The organism is Acidocella aminolytica 101 = DSM 11237 (assembly GCF_900129125.1).
In the GTDB taxonomy this organism is placed as follows: Bacteria; Pseudomonadota; Alphaproteobacteria; order Acetobacterales; family Acetobacteraceae; genus Acidocella; species Acidocella aminolytica.
The window spans coordinates 31,699-51,707 of the sequence record NZ_FQVJ01000028.1 but is presented as its reverse complement, the minus strand read 5'-3'; the positions used below and the strand labels follow the sequence as shown (position 1 = coordinate 51,707).

Sequence of the window (20,009 nt, the reverse complement as noted above, 5' to 3'; positions counted from 1 at the left end):
ACACCCACCTCAGCGTCTTGGATCAATCAGGTCGAACGTTTCTTCGCTTTGTTGACAGATCGAGCCATCAGACGCGGCGTGTTCCGCTCCGTCGCAGAACTCGAGCGCGCCATCACAGCCTATATCGATACCAACAATGCCAATCCAAAGCCGTTCAGATGGACCAAGAGCGCCGACGATATCCTCGCCTCAATTCAACGCTTCTGCCTGCGGTCCCTCACAAAAATGCCCAAAATGAAGACAAATTCCGAATCAGGACACTAGGTGAGTCTGGCGTTGGAAAGACAGTGATTGCCCGGCATATCCACGACCTAGCCGCCGGTAACGGTGCACCTTTTATGCATGTGAATTGCGGAAGTATTCCTGAGACTTTGTTTGAATCCGAAATGTTCGGTTATGAGCGCGGCGCCTTTACCGGCGCGTTGCAGGCGGGCAAGCGCGGCTTTGTCGAGGGTGCGCGCGGTGGTACGCTTTTTCTCGACGAGGTTGGAGAAATCCCTCTCTCCTCCCAGGCCAAGCTGCTTAAATTCCTCGAAGATAGTACGATCCAGCCGGTTGGCTCGCCGGTTTCCAAACGTATTGAGACCACCGTGATCACCGCCACCAACCGCGATCTGCGCGAGATGATCAGGCTGGGGCGGTTCAGGGAGGATTTGTTCTATCGTATCGCTACTTTTCCCATGCTCGTTCCAGCGCTGCGCGACAGGCCGGATAAGGAGGCGTTGCTCGACGCTCTGCTTGTCAAGGCAAACGCTGGGCGGCAGCCGAAGCTGCGCCTCTCCCCAGGCTGCCGGACGGCGCTACTGACCGCGCATTTGCCCGGAAATGTACGAGAACTTTCGAGCATTATCGACTATCTTGACATCGTCGCTGATGAAGTGGCGACGCCGGAGCATCTGGAATCTGTGCTGAACGTGGAGGCGGCAAGCCCAGCTTCATTGCCCATGCAGGAAGAGGGCACAACGTTGAAGGAGATGACCGCCATGTTCGAGGATCGAGTGCTGCGCGACGCCATTGCCAAATATGGCACGAGGCGTGAGGCCGCGCAGCGTTTGGGAATCGACAATGCCACGCTGCTTCGTAAGCTACGCCGGCTAACTGGCTAAAGCTTCTTTCAGCGGAATGTTATTATCTGAGGCGCGGACAACATCCAGCCGCGCGTGATTGAGCACAAGCGGTTTTCCTGCGGCGTAGTCCTTGGTACAGTTCACGCAATCCAGGGCGATAACTTTTCCTTCTTTTAGATAAAGGATCGAGAAACTACGCGCAGCGAGGTCCCCGCGCAGCAGCGTAGTGTCATGACCCATGTTGAGCCCGGCGCTTTGCAGGCGCAGATCATACTGGTTGGACCAAAACCAGGGCAGAGCAGCATAAGGCTTGCTTTGGCCCGCAATGGCGTGGGCGGCAGTGATTGCCTGATCGGTGGCGTTCTGCACCGATTCCAGCCGCACCCATTCATTCAAGGCGAAACGATTACGGTGGCGTGCGCCGTCACCAGCCGCGTAGATGCCAGGCAGGCTGGTGGCGCAGAACTCGTCCACCTCTACCCCGTTGCCACCCGCTGCTCCCGCCTCCAGCAATGGCGCAACTAATGGCGTAATGCCGATGCCAGCGACGACGAGGTCGGCTGGTAATTCTCTTCCATCAGCCAGTACTGCAGTTGTTACCTCACCATTCGTCCCGTGCAATTCGCGCAGTTGGGCGTTAAGAAAGACCTCTACCCCATGAGCGCGGTGCTCGGTTTCAACGAAACGTGACAACGTCTCACCGGCTACACGCGCCAATACACGCTCCTGTGCTTCCAGCACGGTGACGTGATGCCCCAGCTTGCGCAGCACCGACGCCATCTCCAGCCCAATATATCCGCCGCCGACGATCACCGCACGCCGGGGGGCGCCGAGCCGCGCCGCAATGGCATCGGCATCTAACTTGTCATGCAGTGTGAATATACCGGAGAGTTTCGCGCCGGGACACGTGAGGCGGCGGGGGGTGCCGCCTGCGGCCCAAAGCAGATTGCCAAAGCCAATAACACGACCATCGGTCAGCGTCACCTGTAAGCGGGCAGGATCGATGGCGATGACGGCTGCGTTAGTGAAAATACTGATTTTCTGTTCAGCCCAGAAGCGAGCGGGACGGATCAGGTTGCTTTCGAAATTGCGCTTCCCGAGTATATAGCTTTTCGAGAGCGGTGGTCGCTCATAAGGAAGATCTGCGGTGGCTTCCAGAATGGTCACGCTTCCGCCAAAACCAATCTGGCGCAGAGTGATGGCTGCGGTGGCGCCTGCTTGGCCGCCCCCGACGATTAGAACATCTGACGTGAACAAATTTCAGTCCTCGGGAGCGATGACCACGTGTAACGGGTCCATACCCCTGATCAGGGTGATTTGGCAGGAAAGGCGCGAGTTGGCCTGACGTTCCGACGTGCCGTCGAGTAGGTCGTTCTCATCCTCGCTCATAACTGCAAGCGGAGTATCGCTGTCCACATATACATGACATGTTGCGCAGGAACAGCTTCCACCGCACAGCGCCTTGATATCGTAAATCCCCTGATCACGAATGCTTTCCATAAGGCTCTTCCCCGGCGTGGCTTTGAAGTTGTGTTCGCAGCCCGCGCGATCAATCACAATTAAATCCACCAAGGTAAATTACTCCTATTCTTGGTTCAAATGATGTTTCTCTCTGAATTTTTTGAAAGCAAGAGTTGTGCCGTTTCCAGAAATGCTTGGAAATGCTAGAGATCACGCTTGGTGTGGTGCAAATTTGCCGATATTTTTGCGTTTTTGTTTTGTCTTTGATAATTTTTGTTTCATCGACCTGATATTTACTTAACCGGATTGAGGTAGGGGGCGTGGACTTGCTTTGGAAAAGTGGAGAGCTGTTTTAATTACGGTGTCTACCTCTCGTAAGCGGCTAGGCTGATGAAGTCCTGTGATGGATGTTGGCAGGCTGGATTATAGAACCCGTCGATGTAGCGGCTAATGGCGGCCTTGGTTTCCTGCTTTAGTCATAAACGTTGTGCGCCAGACGATTTCTGACTTGAGAGTTTTGACGAAGGTCTCGACGATGGTGTTGTCGTAACAACTTCTCTTTCCTGACATTGAAATGACGGCCCCCTGCCTCTTCAGTTCAGCTTGACATTCAATTGAACAATATCAGTTGCCGTGATCTGTATGGCAAATCAAGCCAGGACAAGAGCCACGAATGGTAAAAGCCTGCCGGATTGTGGCCGGGGCGAGGTTGCGGTGCAAGCGGGCACTGACGGACCAGCCGTTAGTGTGCCGGGACAAGAAGTCCATCACGACCGCCAGATAAAGCCATCCTCTCTTGGGCCAAACGTAGGAAAGATACTGTCGGTGACTTCACTTCGTTTGAGCCAAAGCTGCAAAGCGAGTAGTCTCAGTTTTCGCTCGTGGCTTTTGATCCAATCAGTTCACGATGCGCGATACGTTCATGGTCGCTGCCGTGCAAGCTTCTTGTAGTCCTGTCTTTGCCAAGCCGATGTATCGGCTTTGTCGCAATCCGAACGTGCGCACGCCCTGCAACAATGTTCCTTAAATTCCAGCCTTTATCCCGTAACGCTTCTGCCATTCTTGGTCATGGATCCGCATATAGGCGGTATTCAGCGCCTCGTCTTCTGGGCGCGGACGGAAGTAGATCGACCGCCGTGCTTCTTTTGATGGTGTACATTGCTCTCAAACCTCAAAGGCACTGCAGTTAGTGCGGCTGAATATCGCTTGAATGCGTGAGATAGTCGTAGCAGCGCGGGTGCTCATCGTTATCGCGCATAAGCCGCGCAACCCTCTGGCGTCCTACCGTCAAACCCTGGTCGCGAAGTTCGCGGGTCATCCGCTGGCGCCCGTAAGCGCCATTCGACAAGGCGTATGCCGACCGGACATGGGCAAGTAGTACCTTATCCTGCCGTTGTGCAGTCTGAGGAGAAGGGATCTCCAGGCAAAATGTCCACTTTGGCTTATTGCCAGCATTTTGCAATGCCGATGGACATGGAGGTCTTTCTTTGCACGGCGAATGTGCCCGCTCGTGATGACCAGCCGAACCGCCGCATCTTCAAAGTCCTCGGTATTCCGTTGCACCATGAGCGAATTACCCCTCCCTATACAATTAGGAGCTCTCCATTTTCCTGAAGCAAGTCCAGAAGCATAGCACGGTCGCATACCAGCTTCTTGACATCTTCTATCACTCGAAAGTCTAATTCTATTATCGGCTATATTGCGCGATAATCGGACAAACAATTTCTGCCTCGTGAAGGCGGAAGAAAATGAGACAGGGGTTAAGGCTTGGCTGTGTGTGATGGTTTGGCCTTCAGCATCCTACGCTCGGAAACAAATGCAGGAAGAAGTTATGAGTAGTTCCAGGGATTTACCAGCTCTGTCAGGCGGCGCCGAGCATAAACGCATTGTCGATAAAATTGTCTATGTCTTTGAACAGCTGTTGCCTGACCCGTTCATCCTGTCCATTGGACTCACGGTATTGGTTGCGGCGTTGGCCGTAATTCTGGTGCCTGGTATTTCGGTATCAAAACTGCTGAACAGTTGGTACACAGGCGCGTTTAAAATTATCGCCTTTGCGTTCCAGATGGTGCTGATTTTACTTACTGGTTTTGCGGTGGCGGACGCTCCTGCCGTGCGTGCCATTCTAGGTGCAATGGCCAAAAATGTAAAAACCCCGGCTCAAGCGGTCATATTGCTGTTCCCAGTCGTCGCGATAGCAGCTTGGCTAAACTGGGGGCTCGGGTTGGTGGTTGCAGCTTTTCTCTCACGCGAAATTGCACGCCGAGCACAAGTGGATTTTGGCTGGTTGGTGGCGGGTTCTTATTCCGCTTGGTCGATCTGTAACAACGGCTTGTCTAGCTCGATCGCCCTCTCTCAAGCCACTCATGGAAATGAGATGAACTTTGTTGAGAAAATTACGGGCCAACTCATCCCATTGAGTCAAACTATTTTTGCTCCCTTTGTATTGGTACCCACCGTTTTGGTGGTTGTGGTCATGGCGGTAATTTTTGTTTGGATGCACCCGAAGGGAGACGATCTTCAATCTGTTCAGATTGAAGATGAAGCAGGGGACATGGACAGCCACAGCCGTACAGCCCTGAATCCGGGCTCGCCAGCTGCGCGTATGGAGCGCTCTCCCTTAGGCACAATCGTTCTGCTGGCGCTTGGGCTTGGTTTGATCTGGACAAAAGTTGCCAGTCACAGCTTCGTACTCGACATTAACATGACGATCCTGATTTTCTTGCTAGTAGGTCTGGCTTTGCAGGGACGCCCGATCAACTATGCCTATGCCGTTCGCAATGGCGTAAGACAAACTGGCTCTATGGTCCTGCAATATCCGATGTATGGCGGTATTATGGGGATCATGGCGGGTACGGGGCTAGCAGCTCTAATCGCCAAAGGCTTTGTGAATATTGCGTCTAGCCATTCTTTGCCGCTGTGGAGCTATGTAAGCTCTATGATCATTACACTCTTGGTCCCTAGCGCAGGTGGTCATTGGGCTGTGCAGGGGCCGTTCGTAGTGCCTGCCGCCGTGACATTGCATGCTTCTGTGGCACACACCGCCATGGGGGTTGCAATGGCAGAAAATGTTTCAAATATGCTGCAACCCTTTTGGGCGGTGCCTGTTGTGGCCATGGCTGGCATTCGGCTGCAACGTGTAATGGGCTATACTGCGGTCACGTTCCTGGTATCGTTCGTGATCTACGCCGCGAGCCTACTCTTCATTCCGTAAACGAATATTGAACTTAGCCTCAATCACACAGTCGTCATTGGGGCTAAGAGGTGTAGGTGAAAGAGAGACTTGAAAGCTGGATGCGCGGATAGGGCGAAAGTTATCCTGACAGCAGACAGTCAAGTTGCGTTCGTGTCGGCAAAATAAGCCAGCTGGGGCTCATCACGATGTGTTGAGCCCCAGCCAGGCGGGTAGTGCTGCCAATGTAGTGACTTCATGTGCGGGCTGGCCGGGCAGGCGCTCGCGGCGTTGGCCGTAGCGGTTGCACCAGACCACACGCATACCGAAATCCGCCGCGGCATGGGCATCCCAACCGTTGGAAGATTGGAAGCTGATTTCATCCGCTGCCAGCCCCAGCCTGTCCAGTGCGTATTGATAGACGCGCCGGTCAGTCTTGTAGGTACGCAGCGGATCAACTGAAAGCACCTCATCAAACAGCCCTTCCAGCCCGGCACTGGAGATGGAAGAGGCGAGCATTGCCGGGGTGCCGTTGGAGAGGATTGCAGTTTTCAGGCCGGCCTGACGCAGGATGCGGAGCATTTGCGGCACCTCCGGGAAGGCGTGAAGCGTTTCGAACAGCGCCATTAGCGCTGCATGGCGTTGGGGGCTGGCGAGGTTGAGGCTCTCCAGCGCGAAGTCCAGCGCTTCGGCAGTGACTTGGTGAAAGTCCGCATAGCGTCCCTGCAGCGCGCGCAGCCAAGTGTATTGCAGTTGCTTGTCGCGCCAAAGCGCGTTCAAGGCGGCGCGCTGAGGTTCCGGTATGTCTGGGCAGCGCGCGGTGGCGGAAGCGAGGTCGAACAAGGTTCCATAAGCGTCGAATATGCAGGCTTTAATGGGCATGGCTTCCTCTCCCTCACGCTGCAGCAGGCATTGCCCCGGCCAGCCCATCATAGGCATTCAACATGCGGGTGAACCAATCGGCCAGGGCTGGTTGATCGCTGGTGACGTCGTGAGGGCTGCACACACGCAGCCATTGCAGCGCTCCAAAGACGACATGGTCCGCATAGGCAGCCGCCGCGCCGGATATGTAAGCCTGCTGGGCGAGTGTGGCCGCAAGAGGACGTAGAGCCTGGCGCAGCGTGGCAAGATGCGCCTCGCGTCCCGCCGCTAGATCATCCAGGCTGCAGCCAAAGAAAGCCTCGCGCGTGGTTTTGAAATAATCCTGATCCTTGGGGTGAAGCATGGCGTGGATCTCCGGCAGGATCAACCGGGCGATGGCGGGGTGCAGCGCATTCTCGGTCCATTCATTAACGAACCTGGTCAGCGCATGACCAGCCGCGCCGTTGAACAGCGAGGGGCGGTCAGGGTACGTCACCTCCAGATATTCAGCGATGTCCCAGCTATCCACCACACAGCGCCCGGCATCGACGATCACCGGCACCTTGCCCTGGCCGGAGAAGGAAATCGCCTCCTTTTCCGTAAAGCGCCAAGGGATGGTCTCAACCGGCAATCCTTTATGCGCCAGTGCCAAACGTACCCGCCAACAATTCGGGCTGAAGCGGATGCCATCATCCTTGGCGGCGAGGTCGTAAAGTCTGATCGGGTTGGTCATCATTTGCTCTCCGCCAGGTTTGTTGCGGTCTGGCCAAACAGAACAGCGCGCGCTTCCTCGCTTACCACCGGCGCAGTGTTGATTTTATCCGCCAGCTCATAGGCGCGCTTCACCGCTGGCCGCTCGCTCACCAGCGCGTACCAGCGCGCCAGATGCGGGAAGTCTTCAAGGTTTTGCTTCTGGTTTTTATGCAGCTTGATCCAAGGATGGCATGCCATGTCGGCGATCGAATAATCCCCGGCGATATAGTCCCGGCCCGCGAGACGTTTGTTAAGGACACTGTATAGGCGATTAGTTTCATTCACATAGCGGTCGATCGCATATTGAATTTGCACCGGCGCGTATTGCACGAAATGATGGTTCTGGCCGGCCATTGGGCCAAGTCCGCCCATTTGCCAATAGAGCCATTGCAGCACGTCGAAACGCTGGCGCGGCGCGCGGGGGAGAAACCGCCCGGATTTATCGGCCAGATATTCTAGAATGGCGCCGGATTCGAAGATGCTGAGCGGTCCCGCGCCATCTTCCGGCGCATGATCGACCATGGCGGGCATGCGGTTGTTTGGCGAAATGGCGAGAAATTCGGGCGTGAATTGTTCGCCCTTACTGATGTTCACCGGCACGATCTTGTAAGGCAAACCGGTTTCCTCAAGGAAGATCGTGATCTTATGGCCGTTCGGTGTGGTCCAGTAATAGAGATCAATCACAGGCTTCAGGCTCCTTGTTCAAGGGAAAGTCCAAGCGGGGTTAGGGCGGCCTTAACCAGCCGGCGCAGCCGCACCGGGTCGGGGTCTAGGCGGGCGAGTACGCGCAATGCGAGTACGGCGCCAAATAGCCCTTCCGCCGCCAGGGCGGGTTCAGTTCCTGGTGGCAGCAGTCCGGCCTTTTTGGCGCGCTCAAGCTGGGCGCGCAGAAATGCCTCAACCTCGCCCAGCCGTTCGCGTACCAGGTCAAGGGTGGCCGTATCAGCCGCACCATCCAGCGCGGTGTTGATAAGCAGGCAGCCGGAAGGTGTGTCCGTCGAACATGAGAGAGCAAGCAACTCGGCAAATAGTCCGACAACCGCGTCAGCAGGGTTCGGCAAAGCGGCCAAGCGGGGCAGAAATGTGCCGCTTAACCCTGTATCGGCGTAGCGGCGCAAGACTTCACGAAACAACCCGGCTTTATCGTGAAAGCGGTTGTAAAGCGCGGCGGCAGAAAGGCTGGTGGCCTCCGTCAAGTCTCGCAGCGAGGTGGCTGCGTAGCCCTGACGCCAAAAAATGTCGCGGGCGCGGTCGAGAAGCTCATCATCATTAAGTACACGGGGACGGGACATGCCTAAGTTATAATAGAACGATCGATATATAACAAGAGCCCCAGTAAGGTGCCGCCATATAAAACTTGGTGAAGCCAAATGCTGTGCGGTCCTATGCTTCCATGCCCCCGGAGGCTTCAGGCGAACTGGGCGGCTGTTTTTCGGGAAAACCCTGTCCGTGGTGGTTACGCCATTTTCTTTGCTTGTTTGGGGATGTACGACCAGACGAGCGCTTAGAAAAAGTCGGACAATGCAACTTCTACTCGCCGAAGACGAACAAAAAACAGTTGACTACCTCACCAAGGGGTTGCGTGAGAATGGTCATGTTGTGGAAGCCGTTAACAATGGCCCGGACGCGCTGGCCCTGGCCATGGCGGGGACGTTCGACGCAATGATCCTGGATGTGATGATGCCGGGGCTGGATGGCTGGGAGGTACTGAAACGCCTGCGCGCGGCTGGGCGCGCTACGCCGGTGCTGTTCCTGACCGCACGTGACCATGTGGAGGACCGGGTGCGCGGCCTCGATCTCGGCGCTAATGACTATCTGATCAAACCTTTCGCCTTCGCGGAGCTATTGGCCCGGCTGCGCAATCTGGCGCGGTTGCCCAGGGCGGTGACGGGAGGCGCCCTGGTGTCTGTGGGGGATTTGGAAATCGATACGCTGCGCCATCGTGTCACCCGCGCCGGCCACGTTTTGCAACTCACCTCCAAGGAGTATGCCCTGCTGCTACTCCTTGCCCGCAACCAGGGCCGGGTGCTTTCGCGGACTCTCATCGCTGAGGCGATCTGGGGTTTGTTTCACGATCAGCAATCCAACGCCGTAGACGCGCTGGTGCGGCGTCTGCGCACCAAGCTGGACACACCTTTCGCATCCGCGCTGCTGCATACCATACGCGGCACCGGTTATGTGCTGGATATATGAAACGCCTATCCCTTCGTCCGGCTTCAATCAGCGGGCGTCTAGCCTTACTCTACACGCTTGGGGCGTTGCTGGCGGTGGGGGTGTTCGCGCTGCTGGCCAACTGGAAGCTGGAAGCGAATTTCACCGCCGCACACCGTGATTTTCTTCAGGCCAAGGCAGCCGAGCTGCAGGATGATCTTAGGGATGGCGACGGCACGCCGGATGCTCTGATTAAGGAAATTCTCCAGGAAACCGCTGGCGCCCGGCTACGCGCTTATGAGGCTAGGGTGTTGGTGGCGGGCAAACAGGTGGGCGAGACACCGGGTATGGGCGTTGCCTTGCCTGCGGATTTGTTTCCTGCCGCGCGTAATGTGCAGAATCTGACGCTTATCCCTTCTCAAAACGACAAAGGCTCCTGGCTGTTGACCAGCCTGCCCTTGCATGTTGCCCAAGGGCCAAAAGGCGTAGTCCTACAGATCGGGCTCGACATCACCAGGGACAATGCGTTGCTGACGGATTTCCACCGTGCCCTGGCCGCGTTTTTTCTGCTGATGGTGCCACTATTGCTGGTGGCCGGGCGCTTGGCCGCCGCGCATGCGCTGGCGCCGCTGGAGCGCATTGCCAAAGTGGCGCAAAGCATCACACCGGCACAGCTTTCCCGCCGTATTCCGCTAGATCCGCCCTGGCCACGGGAGTTGAGCGGTCTGGTAGAGATATTCAATCAGATGCTGGATAATCTCGACGCGAGCTTCAAGCGTCTCTCTCGCTTTTCGGCGGATATCGCGCATGAGTTGCGCACCCCGCTCTCCAACTTCAATGGCAGCCTGGAAGTCTGTCTTACTCGCCCACGCAGCGAGGCGGAATACCGCGCCGCGATCGCCTCAGCGCTGGAGGATGGCCAACGCCTGACCGAACTGATTGAGAATTTGTTATTTCTGGCGCGGGTGGAAAACCCTAGTCACGCGTTGCGCCATGAACGCTGCGAGGCGGATGAGCTCTGCGCCTGGGTCACCGCGCAGTATGAGGCGCAGTCCAGGCCCAAGGGCTTACATATCCGCATTGAAGGAACGGCCACGCTATATGCGGATACGCTGCTTTTCCGTCAGGCGGTGGGCAATGTTCTGGCCAACGCGGTACGCCATGCGCCACCAGCCTCTGAAATTTCAATTGTCATTTCAGGCTCTCCCGCCAGCGGTGTGGAGATCGCCATTACTGACCAGGGGTCTGGTATTCCGCCCGAGCATCTGCCCCGGCTGTTCGACCGTTTTTACCAAACAGACCCGGCGCGGGGTCACAAGGCCGCGCAAGGCTCTGGGCTAGGGCTGTCCATCGTGCGGTCGATTATGGATCTGCATGGCGGGCGGGTCGTGATTGAAAGTAAGCCCGGCCAAGGCACGCGGGTAACATTGCGCTTCCCGCCCATGGAAGCCTGAAAATGATAAAATTATCATCAAAATAGCGCCGTTTTGTCGAGCGGTGGCGCTTATGAAGAAAGGATGACTCGACGATCAAGATGCGCGCCGCTTTGGCTCATTCTGACCGCTTTGGCTCTCACCGCGCAGGCCCCAGCCGGTTGGGTGACAGTAAAGGCCACACAACAGGCACCCATTCTTTCCGGTTTTGCCTCCGTGCAGCCTGCCACCGACATTACCATCAGGGCCTTGCAGCCAGGCGTACTGACAAGCCTCTCTGTCCTGCCGGGCGAGAGCGTGCGGGCGGGCGAGACAATAGGACGGCTCGGCGGCCCGCAGATCGTGGCGGCACTTGCCACGGCGCAAGGGGCTAGCCAAGCCGCTAATGCTGCTCTTGTCGCGGAACGTGGGAAGTTTGCGGATCATCTCTCCACCCGCGCGGCGGTGACGCAGGCCGAGGCAGCGGCAACGGCGGCGCAGGCCAATCTTGCGGCACTACGGGCAGCATTCCGTCTGCAAAGCCCTGTAGCGGGGCACGTGCAAAGCCTTGCCGTTGGGACAGGGGCTTCCTTGCAGGCGGGGCAGGCGGTGGCAGTGGTTCAACCGGCCGCCGGCGCATGGGTGAGAGCCGTGCTTTACGGCTCGCAGGCAGCAGCGCTTCCCCCTGGTTTGGCCGCGCGGTTTATCCCCGCCAATGGCCACCCTGCCATGCCGGTTACCCTGCGCGGTATGGCCGACCATCAGGCCGATGGGGGGGAGGTGCTCGCTTTCGCCGGCACAGGGCTGCAGCCCGGTGAGGCAGGCATTGTTAGGCTTTCTCTGGCGCCCCGGCGTGTTTTGCTGGTTCCCAGCGCGGCGCTGGTGCTGGATGACGGGCGCTGGTGGGTGATGCTGCGTGACGCAAATGGCGACCATGGCGTGCAGGTGGTGCCTGGCGCAACGGAAGGCACTGAAACGCCTATTCTCTCTGGCCTCGAGGCCGGGGATCAGGTGATCGTCCAGGATGCCGCCCTGCTGTACCATCGCGGCATTGCCGCCCAATACCAGCCGCCGGATTAAGCTATGCCCGCCGCGTTACTCCGCCTGCTAGGCCGTCCGGCTTTGTGGCTGATGATCTATGCCGCCTTGTTCGGTTACGGGTTGTTTGCCCTTTTCAATATCCCAGAGGAGGTGCTGCCCGCCTTCAACTATCCCGAGGTGAGCGTTATGGTGCACCTGCCCGGCACCACCGCCACGGATATGGAGGCTATGGTTGCCACGCCGCTGGAGGGTGTGCTGCTTGGCCTGCCGGGGGTATCCAATATACGCAGCACAATCAGCAATGGTCTGGTGGAAACAGATCTGCGCTTTGCAAGCACAACCAACGCACAGGCTGATTTGCAGGCGGTCAATGGCGCGGTAGATCGCGCGCATACAGTTTTACCGCCCGGTGCGCGGCTTTTTACGCAAATCATGGGCAATGCCATCAATGAAGTGGCGGATTACGCAGTGCGCTTTGACCCCGGCACATCGCAGGCTGAGGTGTCACGCGCCGTTGCTATGCGGCTTATCCCCGCCCTGCGTGCCGTGCCTGGCGTGCAGCTTGTCACCACGGCGGGGCTGGGGAGAGAGGTGCTCTGGGTACAGCCCAACCTCGCCGCCATGCGGCAGGCGGGCGTGCCGGTGCAGGGGTTGCAAAAAGCCTTGGCAGGGCAGGCAATGCTGGTGCCGGGCGGGCACCTCAGCCTTGGCCATGCCGATGCCCTTATAACCTTTGGCAAGCGACCCAGCGCCGCCGCCTTAGCGCAAATTCCAGTCCAAAGCCCCCGCGGACCGGTACCGCTCGGCGCGCTAGGCCGGATTCTACGCGCCACGGCGCCTGTGCATCAAAGAGAATTACTCGACGGTAAACCTGCCATTGCGCTCGTCATCTTCAAGCAGCAAGGGGCTTCCACCTTGCCTGTCACTAGAGCGTTGAAGAAGGCGATTCAATCCGTGAAGCTGCCGCCCGGCGTGTCCGTGGTGAAGATTTACAGCCAAGGCCATCTGGTTGGGGCGGTGAGTAATGACCTGCGCCGGAACCTTGTTATTGGCGGAGTATTGGCCATTGCTGGGCTGCTTGCGGTACTAGGGTTGAGCAGCGGCGCGTGGCTGTTGGCGCTCTCAATCCCGGCCTCTCTGCTGCTGGGCATCGCAGGGCTGTATGCCAGCGGGCAAAGCCTAAATCTGCTGACTTTCGGCGCCATTATCGTCGCGCTCGGGCTGGTGGCGGATGATGCCATTATCGTGCTGGAGAGCATCTTTCATCGCTGGGAATTGGGGGATGATACCTGGTCTGGCATCTGGCGGGGTGTTCGAGAGATCGTGGCCCCGGATATTATCGGTACGCTCACCACCGTGCTGGTTTTCGTGCCGCTGCTTTTCACTGGCGGGCTGGCGGGGCTGTTTTGTGTGCCCTTCGCGCTCGGTATGATCTTCTCCCTCGGTGCATCGCTGCTGGTGTCACTCACATTGATCCCACTGGGGCTGGGGCTGCTGCCACGCCATGCCGTGCGTCCGCCACGCGCCGCCAATATGCTGCTCCTGCGGCTGATGGGCTGGAACCGCCGCTTTTTCCGTTTGGCTTTGGCTTATCCGAAACGCGCTGTGTTCGCCTGTGTGGCGCTGTTAGTGTTCAGCCTGGGGGCGATGAGCCTAGTTTCCGTCAATATAATGCCCTTGCCGAACGAGGGTGTACTGCTGGAATCGTTCACTTTGGCGCCCGGTACCGCGCTGGCGGATACAGATGCGCTGATGCGCCACCTCTCCGCCCGGTTAGCAAAAGACCCCGCGGTGGCGGATGTTCTGGCGCGGATCGGCTCCTCTGCGAATTCAACTTATACGGAGCCCGCTTACGCAGGAGAGGTCACCATACGTCTCAAGCCGGGGGCGGGTGGGGCGAGCTTGGACAAAATCGCCAATCGCGTACAGGCTGAAACGCAATTTCCCTCTCTGCAAACAAGTATCGACACGCCAACCATAGAGCGACTGGGTGAGAGCCTGGATGGCCTGCCACAGCCCTTCGCACTCGATCTTTTTGGCGACCACCTCAGGCAGATGTCTGCCACCGCCAAAGAGATCACGAAACGGCTGCGCCGTGTGCCGGGCCTGAGCAGCCTGTTCAACGACCAAGGATACCCCGAGACCCAAATCCGCATTACGCCACGCTCGGCGGCGCTAGCGGCGGCGGATATGACGCCGGCTGAACTAAGCGCGCAGGTCTCAACATTGCTGGCAGGGCAGATTGTGACGGAAGTGCCGGACGGCGCTGCGCCACTGCCGCTTTATCTGCGTTTGCCGAACCCGCATCTTCTTTCATTGAGCGCGCTAAAATCACTGCCGGTCGGGCTAAATGGCGCCACCCCCTTGAGCGCGTTGGCCAATGTCTCGCTTACGACTAGCCCAAACCAGTTCATGCATATTGATGGTGCCCGCGCGCTCGAAATTCTTGCCACCCCCACCACCGCGCCCAACCTCGCCATTACTGAGGCGCGACGGGCTTTAGCTGGGCTGAAGCTGCCGCCAGGTGAGCGGATCGTGTTCGGCGGGCTCTACCCGTTGCTGGAGAACGCGGCATTGGGACTGGGCATTGCCGCCATTGCCGCCATTGCATCCCTTGCCTGGGTGTTGTTCTTGCGGTTTTCCGGCCGCCGCGTGCCGCTTTTGCTTATGGCGCAAATTCCCCTAGCAATGACCGGAGGCGGGTTGGCGCTGGCGGTGAGCGGGCTGGGGTTAAATGGCTTCGGGCTAATTGGCTTTCTGTCCTTGGCGGGGATCAGCCTGAATCATGGCGTGGTGCTGTTGGACCGCGCCCGCCGTAACGAGGCTGCGGGCATGAGCCCGGAAGAAGCGGTTGATGAAGCTTTGAATGTGCGCTTCCGCCCTATCTTCCTTACGACCGCGGTGGCGATGTTGGGGATGCTGCCCACAGCTCTGGGCTTCGGTGCCGGGGCTGCCCCGGAGCAGGGGTTGGCGGTCGTCATTGGTGGTGGGATTCTCTGGAGTGCGCTGCTCTGTACCAATTTGCTGCCTGCTCTTTATCTGGCTGGCCGGGAGGGAGGGGCGCAGCAATGAAGCGCGTGCTTCTGCCGGCCTTGGCCGTACTTTCCGGCTGCGCCACCTATCATCCCGCTCCGTTGCCGGATGCAGCCCCGGCTACCAAGCCGCTGACAACCGCCCTTCCTTTGACGCTGACAAAGCTTGCTGCGCTGGCGGTGAAACGGGACCCTGAATTGGTGGCCGCGCGGGCTCAAGCTGGTATCGCCCAAGCAGAGTTACTGGCTGCCGGAACCCTACCTGACCCATCCCTCTCCATTGGGGTCGAAGCATTGTTGAGTGGCCCGGCCTCCATGTCCGCGGTGGCAGGCAGCTTGGTGGAGGACGTCTCGCCCATCATCACCCGTTCAGTCGATGTGAGTGCTGCCAAGGCGCATTTGTTGCAGGTGAATGCTGGCATTCTCTGGCAGGAATGGCAGGTGGCGACCCGAGCAGAGCTGCTTGGCGTGGCGCTCACCGGTGAGGCCGCCCAACTAACCAGTTTGAACAGGGATGTGCAGGCGCTCACGGCACTGGACCAGGAGGTGCGGGCGCAGACAGCGGCGGGCAATCTTACCCAGCAGGATGTTTCAGCCACGCAGACCACTCTGGCGACGCTTCGTACCACTTTGGATGCTGAGGAACAGGCCCAGGTGCAGGGTGAGGCGCAACTCGACGCGCTTTTGGCGCTGCCGTCTGGTACGCCGGTTGCTCTGGCATCTCCGGATGTGCCAGCGATTCCGGCCGCGCGGCGGCAGATGGCCATCGCCACCTTGGCGCGGCGCCGGCCGGACCTGTTGGCCTTGCGTTATGGCTATACCGAGGCGGACGAGAAACTCCGCGCGGCAATCCGCCGCCAGTTCCTCCCCATCAGTCTTGGCGCGCAGGGTGGGCGAGATACATCGGGCGTTGTCAGTGTCGGGCCGCAAATCACCCTGTCCTTACCTTTGTTCAACCGCAACCGTCCTGCCATTAAAGCCGACGAAGCCACACGCGCCGCCTTACGCGCGCAATATACAGCCAGCTTGGATGAGGCTCGGAACGGTGCAGAAGAGCTGGGGCAAAGCATCGTGCTGCTGCAACGCCAAACCGCGCAAGCCGGGCACGCCGCCGCAAGAGAGGCCGCCATCGCCGCCAATGCAAGTCATGCTTTTGCGGCGGGCAGGCTGGATGCCAGGGCGGAGACAAATCTCATAATTGCCGCCGGAGAGCGGGAACGTGAGGTGATCCAGTTGCGCACGCAACTGCAAACAGCTGAAATTTCCCTGGCCATGCTGTTAGGAATCGGCTTGCCTGCTGAAGAAGAGGTCGCGCACCAGCCAGCCGAATGAAAGCTAATTGTCTGGACATTGCAGGACCATCCAGCCTTTGAGATGCTACGCAAAGCCATTGGTGAGAAGGGGCTTTGATTTGTCTGCCGGTTTGACATGGGTACAGCAAAGCTTGCGGTGGGCCATAGCACCAGTTTGGAGGATGGCTTACGGTCTTTATGAGCACCAGCTTGAAAAACAGATACGGACTTTGCCCATGCCCGGCCATGTTGGCATTATTCTCGACGGTAATCGTCGTCATGCGCGTGAGTCCGGGATGCAAAATCCTGATGCCATTTACCGCCTGGGCGCGGCAAAGCTGGATGATATTCTAGCCTGGAGCGCCGATCTTGGGGTACGCAGAGTCACGTTATGGGTATTTTCACCTGATAATCTGCGCCGTCCGGAGGCCGAGGTGGGAGGGATTTTCGGTGCAGTTGAAGCCAAGATGCGCGACTTGGCGGCGGACCCGCATATCCGCCACAAAGGCGTACATATTACCGCCATAGGCCGTCGCGACCTGCTGCCCCCGGCTTTGCTGGAGGCGCTTGACGCCGCTGAAGCAGCAACGCGCGGCAACGACCAGATCACCGTAACGCTGGCGATTGGGTATGGCGGGCGTGAGGAAATTGCCGATGCAGTGCGTGCATTGCTGAAAGACTTTGCCGCTCAGGGGCTTTCCATAATGCAGGCCGCCGCGCAGGTCTCGCCCGAAACGATCAGGCGGCATCTTTATCTGGCCGATATGCCGGACCCGGATCTGATCATCCGTACCAGCGGTGAGGTACGGCTGTCCGGCTTCATGCTTTGGCAGAGCGTGCATAGCGAGTTGTATTTTTGTGACGTGAACTGGCCGGTGATGCGGCGGATCGATTATTTGCGCGCCATCCGTGCTTACCAGCGCCGGGAACGGCGGTTTGGCGCCTGAAAGGAAGCGTCGCGCCCATGGATCTTCTGCACGCCTTTGTAACCGCCATCATTGGTTTTGCCGCCGCGCACCGGCTGTTGGCTTATGGTGTGGCGTTTCTGCTGGCTGGCGCCGAGACGGTTCCGGTGTTTGGCGCGCTGGTGCCGGGGACAGCGATTATCGTCGGGCTGGGCGCGCTGGTGCCCGGCGGAACTCTAGCAATGTGGCCCCTGATCGGTCTGACCGCGGCCGGTGCTCTTACAGGTGATGGTCTCTCTTACCTGTTCGGGCGGCGCTATAAGCAACGTGCCATGGGGATGTGGCCATTGCGGACACGACCCAGCCTTCTGGCGGCGGGTAGGGCGTTTTTTGCACGCCATGGTAGCAAGGCGGTGCTGATTTCCCGTTTTTTGCCTGGGGTGCGCGCTGCAATTCCCATGGTGGCGGGCATGTCCGGCATGTCCGCTGTCCGGTTCTACGCGGTCGATGTTTGTGCCGCCGCGCTGTTTGCGCTGGCACACATCCTGCTTGGCATGGCGCTAGGCGCGTCCTTAACGGTTTTGCATGCCATTGCCGGGCGGCTGGTGGTGTTGGTGCTTATTTTGGCAGCGGCGCTGGCGCTGGTGGTGTGGCTTACACCGCGGGTCATCCGGTATGCAATCGGACTGCTGACGCGTCTGCGCGGGCCGCTGCGGCAATGGGCCGAGGCGGGAGATGGCTGGGTACGGCGGCTAGTCCGGTCGTTACTCGACCCTGCCCGGCCGGAAGCATTGGGGCTTCTTGTGCTCGGTGCCTTACTGATTGGCGGATTATGGCTGTTCTTTGGTGTGCTCCAGGATGTAGTCGCGGGTGACCCGCTAGTACGGGCGGATGCGGCGATCTTTCATTTTTTGCAATCGCTGCGCACGCCCGCGGTCGATCAGGTTATGGTGGCCATCACAGAGCTAGGGGATGCAACGGTCGTTATCCCTGTGCTTGTGGTGACGTTGGCTTGGCTTGCTTGGCAGAGGGCTTGGCGCGCGGTATTTTATGGAATTGCGGCCGTGGCCGGCGCCAGCTTGTTCGCTTTTCTGTTAAAAATTACCCTGCAATACGGCCGGCCCGCAAATATTTACGCCGGATGGGATGCTTATTCCTTCCCAAGCGGTCACGCCACAGCAAGTACCGCCTTGTATGGATTTCTGGTGGTGTTGATCTGCCGGGAAGTCGGAGCTCGCGCCCGTGTGCTCGTGACGGCGGCGGCTTCTGTGTTTGTGGGAGGAATTGCTTTTTCGCGGCTATATCTTGGCGCACATTGGCTTTCAGACATAATGGCGGGGCTAGCCTTTGGCGTCGCCTGGGTGGCGTTACTGGGCCTTGTATATATGCAGCATGCGCGCAGAGAAGTAGGCGCGTCTGGCTTGGCCGCGGCGGGGTTAAGTGCGTTGTTGTTGGCAGGTGGGCTGCATATTGCCACCGCCCACGCCAAAGACATGCGGAGGTATGCACTTACATTGCCTTTGCGGCACATGACCATGGCCGACTGGCACAATAGCGGCTGGGCAAGTCTGCCTGTACGGCGCGTTGACCTGATGGGCGACTACGAGGAACCGTTTATTCTACAATGGGCCGGTGCCCTGGCGCCGTTGAAAGCTGCCTTGCGCGCACAAGGCTGGCAGACGCCTGCGCCGTGGGATTTATCCTCGTCCGTGGCGTGGTTGTTGCCGGATGCCAAGCCAAACGCGCTGCCCGTACTGCCGCATCTCGATAATGGCCGCTCAGAGGCTCTGGTGATGATTAAAACCAGTGGAAATGTGCCTTCCGGTCAGCGGGTGATTTTACGAGTCTGGCCGTCTGGCACGGTGCTCACAAGTGCCGGGGCTACCCAACCTCTCTGGATCGGCACTGTGGTTACCGAGAAAATAGAGCATCTGAAGCCTTTTGCTAGCCTAGTAGATGAGCGGAATGATGTGAATCGGGCTTTGCACGCTCTGGAGACTTCCCTGCCGGGAATAGAACTGAAAAAACGTACGCTCAAGGAGGCTGATTGGAACGGGGTGGTTTTGCTCGGTCAGTCTTGAAACGCCCAGAGGAGGCTACGAAACTATTCAATCCGGCGCCATTGGGTTAAGCAACTGTGCCGAACAGCATGCCAATTCCAGTTGTGGCGGCCATGGCCAGCGCCCCCCAAAAAGTAACCCGCAGCGCTGGTTTGAAGATTGGTGCTCCGCCTGCCGTGGCGCCGATCGCGCCGAGCGCGGCCAGAAATACCAAGGCCCCGACGCCGATACCGGGCATTAGCCAGACCATGGGGAGGAATGCGGCCAGCAGCAGAGGCGCTGCAGCGCCAACGGAAAAGGTAAGGGCAGAGGCGAAGGCGGCTTGAACAGGGTTGGCGCTGATGGTTTCGGAGATCCCGAGTTCGTCACGCGCATGGGCGCCCAGCGCATCATGCGCCATAAGTTGCAGTGCCACTTCTCGTGCCAATTCCGATGTTAAGCCACGCCTTTCATAGATTCTCGCCAGCTCGGTTATTTCGGCGCTTTGATCTGTGAGCAGTTCGTGCTGTTCTTTGGCCAACGCGGCGCTTTCCGTGTCTGCCTGGGAACTGACCGAGACATACTCACCCGCCGCCATAGCCATGGCGCCGGCCACAAGCCCAGCCACGCCCGCCACGAGCGCGTCGTGACGCAAACCACTGGCCGAGATGACGCCGAGAATCAGACTGGCGGTGGAAATAATGCCATCATTGGCCCCAAGCACAGCGGCACGCAGCCAGCCGGTCCGCTCGACCAGATGATTTTCCTTATGAACCTGCAGCATTTATGCACCTGCTTCCATTCGTCGTGTTATCATACTTAA

At 58.5% G+C, this 20,009-nt stretch carries 16 protein-coding genes and 3 pseudogenes; 10 read left to right on the top strand and 9 right to left on the bottom strand.

Features of this window, described 5'->3' with window-relative positions; all coding sequences use genetic code 11:
* Both BUB54_RS21185 and BUB54_RS14105 read left to right on the top strand, forming a co-directional pair.
* Positions 1 to 264 (top strand): annotated as a pseudogene (locus BUB54_RS21185) (IS630 family transposase); the annotation flags it as partial.
* Positions 159 to 1,106, top strand: coding sequence for a sigma 54-interacting transcriptional regulator (locus BUB54_RS14105; RefSeq protein WP_073211832.1), 948 nt, complete (start codon positions 159 to 161; stop codon positions 1,104 to 1,106). The pseudogene BUB54_RS21185 and the gene BUB54_RS14105, both read left to right, overlap by 106 nt.
* Here BUB54_RS14105 and BUB54_RS14100 read toward each other — a convergent pair.
* The 4 genes and pseudogenes from BUB54_RS14100 to BUB54_RS21560 form a co-directional block, all read right to left on the bottom strand.
* Positions 1,095 to 2,324 carry an NAD(P)/FAD-dependent oxidoreductase gene (locus BUB54_RS14100; protein ID WP_048879332.1) on the bottom strand — a complete coding sequence of 410 codons (1,230 nt, stop codon included), beginning with the start codon at positions 2,322 to 2,324 and terminating at the stop codon, positions 1,095 to 1,097. The two genes, BUB54_RS14105 and BUB54_RS14100, sit on opposite strands and share 12 nt — an antisense overlap.
* Positions 2,325 to 2,327: 3 nt before the next feature.
* A complete protein-coding gene (locus BUB54_RS14095; protein ID WP_241869400.1) occupies positions 2,328 to 2,636 on the bottom strand; it encodes a 2Fe-2S iron-sulfur cluster-binding protein in 309 nt (102 codons plus the stop codon).
* 516 nt (positions 2,637 to 3,152) lie between these two features.
* A pseudogene (locus BUB54_RS22105) lies at positions 3,153 to 3,314 on the bottom strand (IS3 family transposase); the annotation flags it as partial.
* Positions 3,315 to 3,774: 460 nt separating this feature from the next.
* Positions 3,775 to 4,028: pseudogene (locus tag BUB54_RS21560) on the bottom strand (IS3 family transposase); the annotation flags it as partial.
* Positions 4,029 to 4,260: 232 nt separating this feature from the next.
* Here BUB54_RS21560 and BUB54_RS14085 point away from each other — a divergent pair.
* Complete coding sequence (locus BUB54_RS14085) at positions 4,261 to 5,742, top strand: TIGR00366 family protein (protein WP_241869394.1); 1,482 nt, start codon at positions 4,261 to 4,263, stop codon at positions 5,740 to 5,742.
* Between the two features lie 162 nt (positions 5,743 to 5,904).
* Here BUB54_RS14085 and BUB54_RS14080 read toward each other — a convergent pair whose 3' ends face one another.
* Genes BUB54_RS14080 through BUB54_RS14065 form a run of 4 tightly spaced genes read right to left on the bottom strand, consistent with a single transcriptional unit; the run spans position 5,905 to position 8,606 of the window.
* Positions 5,905 to 6,633 (bottom strand): haloacid dehalogenase type II, encoded by a 729-nt coding sequence (locus BUB54_RS14080; protein ID WP_241869395.1) that lies wholly within the window; start codon positions 6,631 to 6,633, stop codon positions 5,905 to 5,907.
* The gene (locus tag BUB54_RS14075) at positions 6,596 to 7,297 is read right to left on the bottom strand and encodes a glutathione S-transferase family protein (RefSeq protein ID WP_306309135.1); all 702 of its coding nucleotides are present in this window, start codon (positions 7,295 to 7,297) and stop codon (positions 6,596 to 6,598) included. The genes BUB54_RS14080 and BUB54_RS14075 overlap by 38 nt, the downstream gene beginning before the upstream one ends.
* Positions 7,294 to 7,998, bottom strand: coding sequence for a glutathione S-transferase N-terminal domain-containing protein (locus BUB54_RS14070; protein ID WP_048879335.1), 705 nt, complete (start codon positions 7,996 to 7,998; stop codon positions 7,294 to 7,296). Before BUB54_RS14070 ends, BUB54_RS14075 begins: the two co-directional genes overlap by 4 nt.
* A 5-nt stretch (positions 7,999 to 8,003) precedes the next feature.
* Positions 8,004 to 8,606, bottom strand: coding sequence for a TetR/AcrR family transcriptional regulator (locus BUB54_RS14065; protein WP_048879336.1), 603 nt, complete (start codon positions 8,604 to 8,606; stop codon positions 8,004 to 8,006).
* A 229-nt stretch (positions 8,607 to 8,835) separates the two neighbouring features.
* Between BUB54_RS14065 and BUB54_RS14060 the strand changes: the two genes are divergently transcribed.
* From BUB54_RS14060 to BUB54_RS14030, 7 genes are all read left to right on the top strand, one after another.
* A complete protein-coding gene (locus tag BUB54_RS14060) occupies positions 8,836 to 9,507 on the top strand; it encodes a response regulator (protein WP_048879337.1) in 672 nt (223 codons plus the stop codon).
* Positions 9,504 to 10,919, top strand: a complete 1,416-nt coding sequence (locus tag BUB54_RS14055) for a heavy metal sensor histidine kinase (protein WP_048879338.1) — start codon at positions 9,504 to 9,506, stop codon at positions 10,917 to 10,919. The genes BUB54_RS14060 and BUB54_RS14055 overlap by 4 nt, the downstream gene beginning before the upstream one ends.
* A 111-nt stretch (positions 10,920 to 11,030) precedes the next feature.
* Positions 11,031 to 11,957 carry an efflux RND transporter periplasmic adaptor subunit gene (locus BUB54_RS14050; RefSeq protein ID WP_217652505.1) on the top strand — a complete coding sequence of 309 codons (927 nt, stop codon included), beginning with the start codon at positions 11,031 to 11,033 and terminating at the stop codon, positions 11,955 to 11,957.
* Positions 11,958 to 11,960: 3 nt separating this feature from the next.
* Positions 11,961 to 14,990: an efflux RND transporter permease subunit gene (locus tag BUB54_RS14045; RefSeq protein WP_048879340.1), complete on the top strand. Its 3,030-nt coding sequence runs from the start codon at positions 11,961 to 11,963 to the stop codon at positions 14,988 to 14,990.
* Positions 14,987 to 16,282, top strand: coding sequence for a TolC family protein (locus tag BUB54_RS14040; protein WP_048879341.1), 1,296 nt, complete (start codon positions 14,987 to 14,989; stop codon positions 16,280 to 16,282). Before BUB54_RS14045 ends, BUB54_RS14040 begins: the two co-directional genes overlap by 4 nt.
* A 196-nt stretch (positions 16,283 to 16,478) precedes the next feature.
* On the top strand, positions 16,479 to 17,189 hold the full coding sequence (uppS, locus tag BUB54_RS14035; RefSeq protein WP_241869396.1) for a polyprenyl diphosphate synthase: 711 nt from the start codon (positions 16,479 to 16,481) through the stop codon (positions 17,187 to 17,189).
* A 17-nt stretch (positions 17,190 to 17,206) separates the two neighbouring features.
* Positions 17,207 to 19,228, top strand: a complete 2,022-nt coding sequence (locus tag BUB54_RS14030) for a bifunctional DedA family/phosphatase PAP2 family protein (protein ID WP_048879343.1) — start codon at positions 17,207 to 17,209, stop codon at positions 19,226 to 19,228.
* A gap of 46 nt (positions 19,229 to 19,274) precedes the next feature.
* Here the strand turns inward: BUB54_RS14030 and BUB54_RS14025 are convergent, their stop codons facing one another.
* Entirely contained in the window at positions 19,275 to 19,970 is a 696-nt protein-coding gene (locus BUB54_RS14025) for a VIT1/CCC1 transporter family protein (protein ID WP_048879344.1), read from the bottom strand.
* Positions 19,971 to 20,009 lie beyond the last annotated feature (39 nt).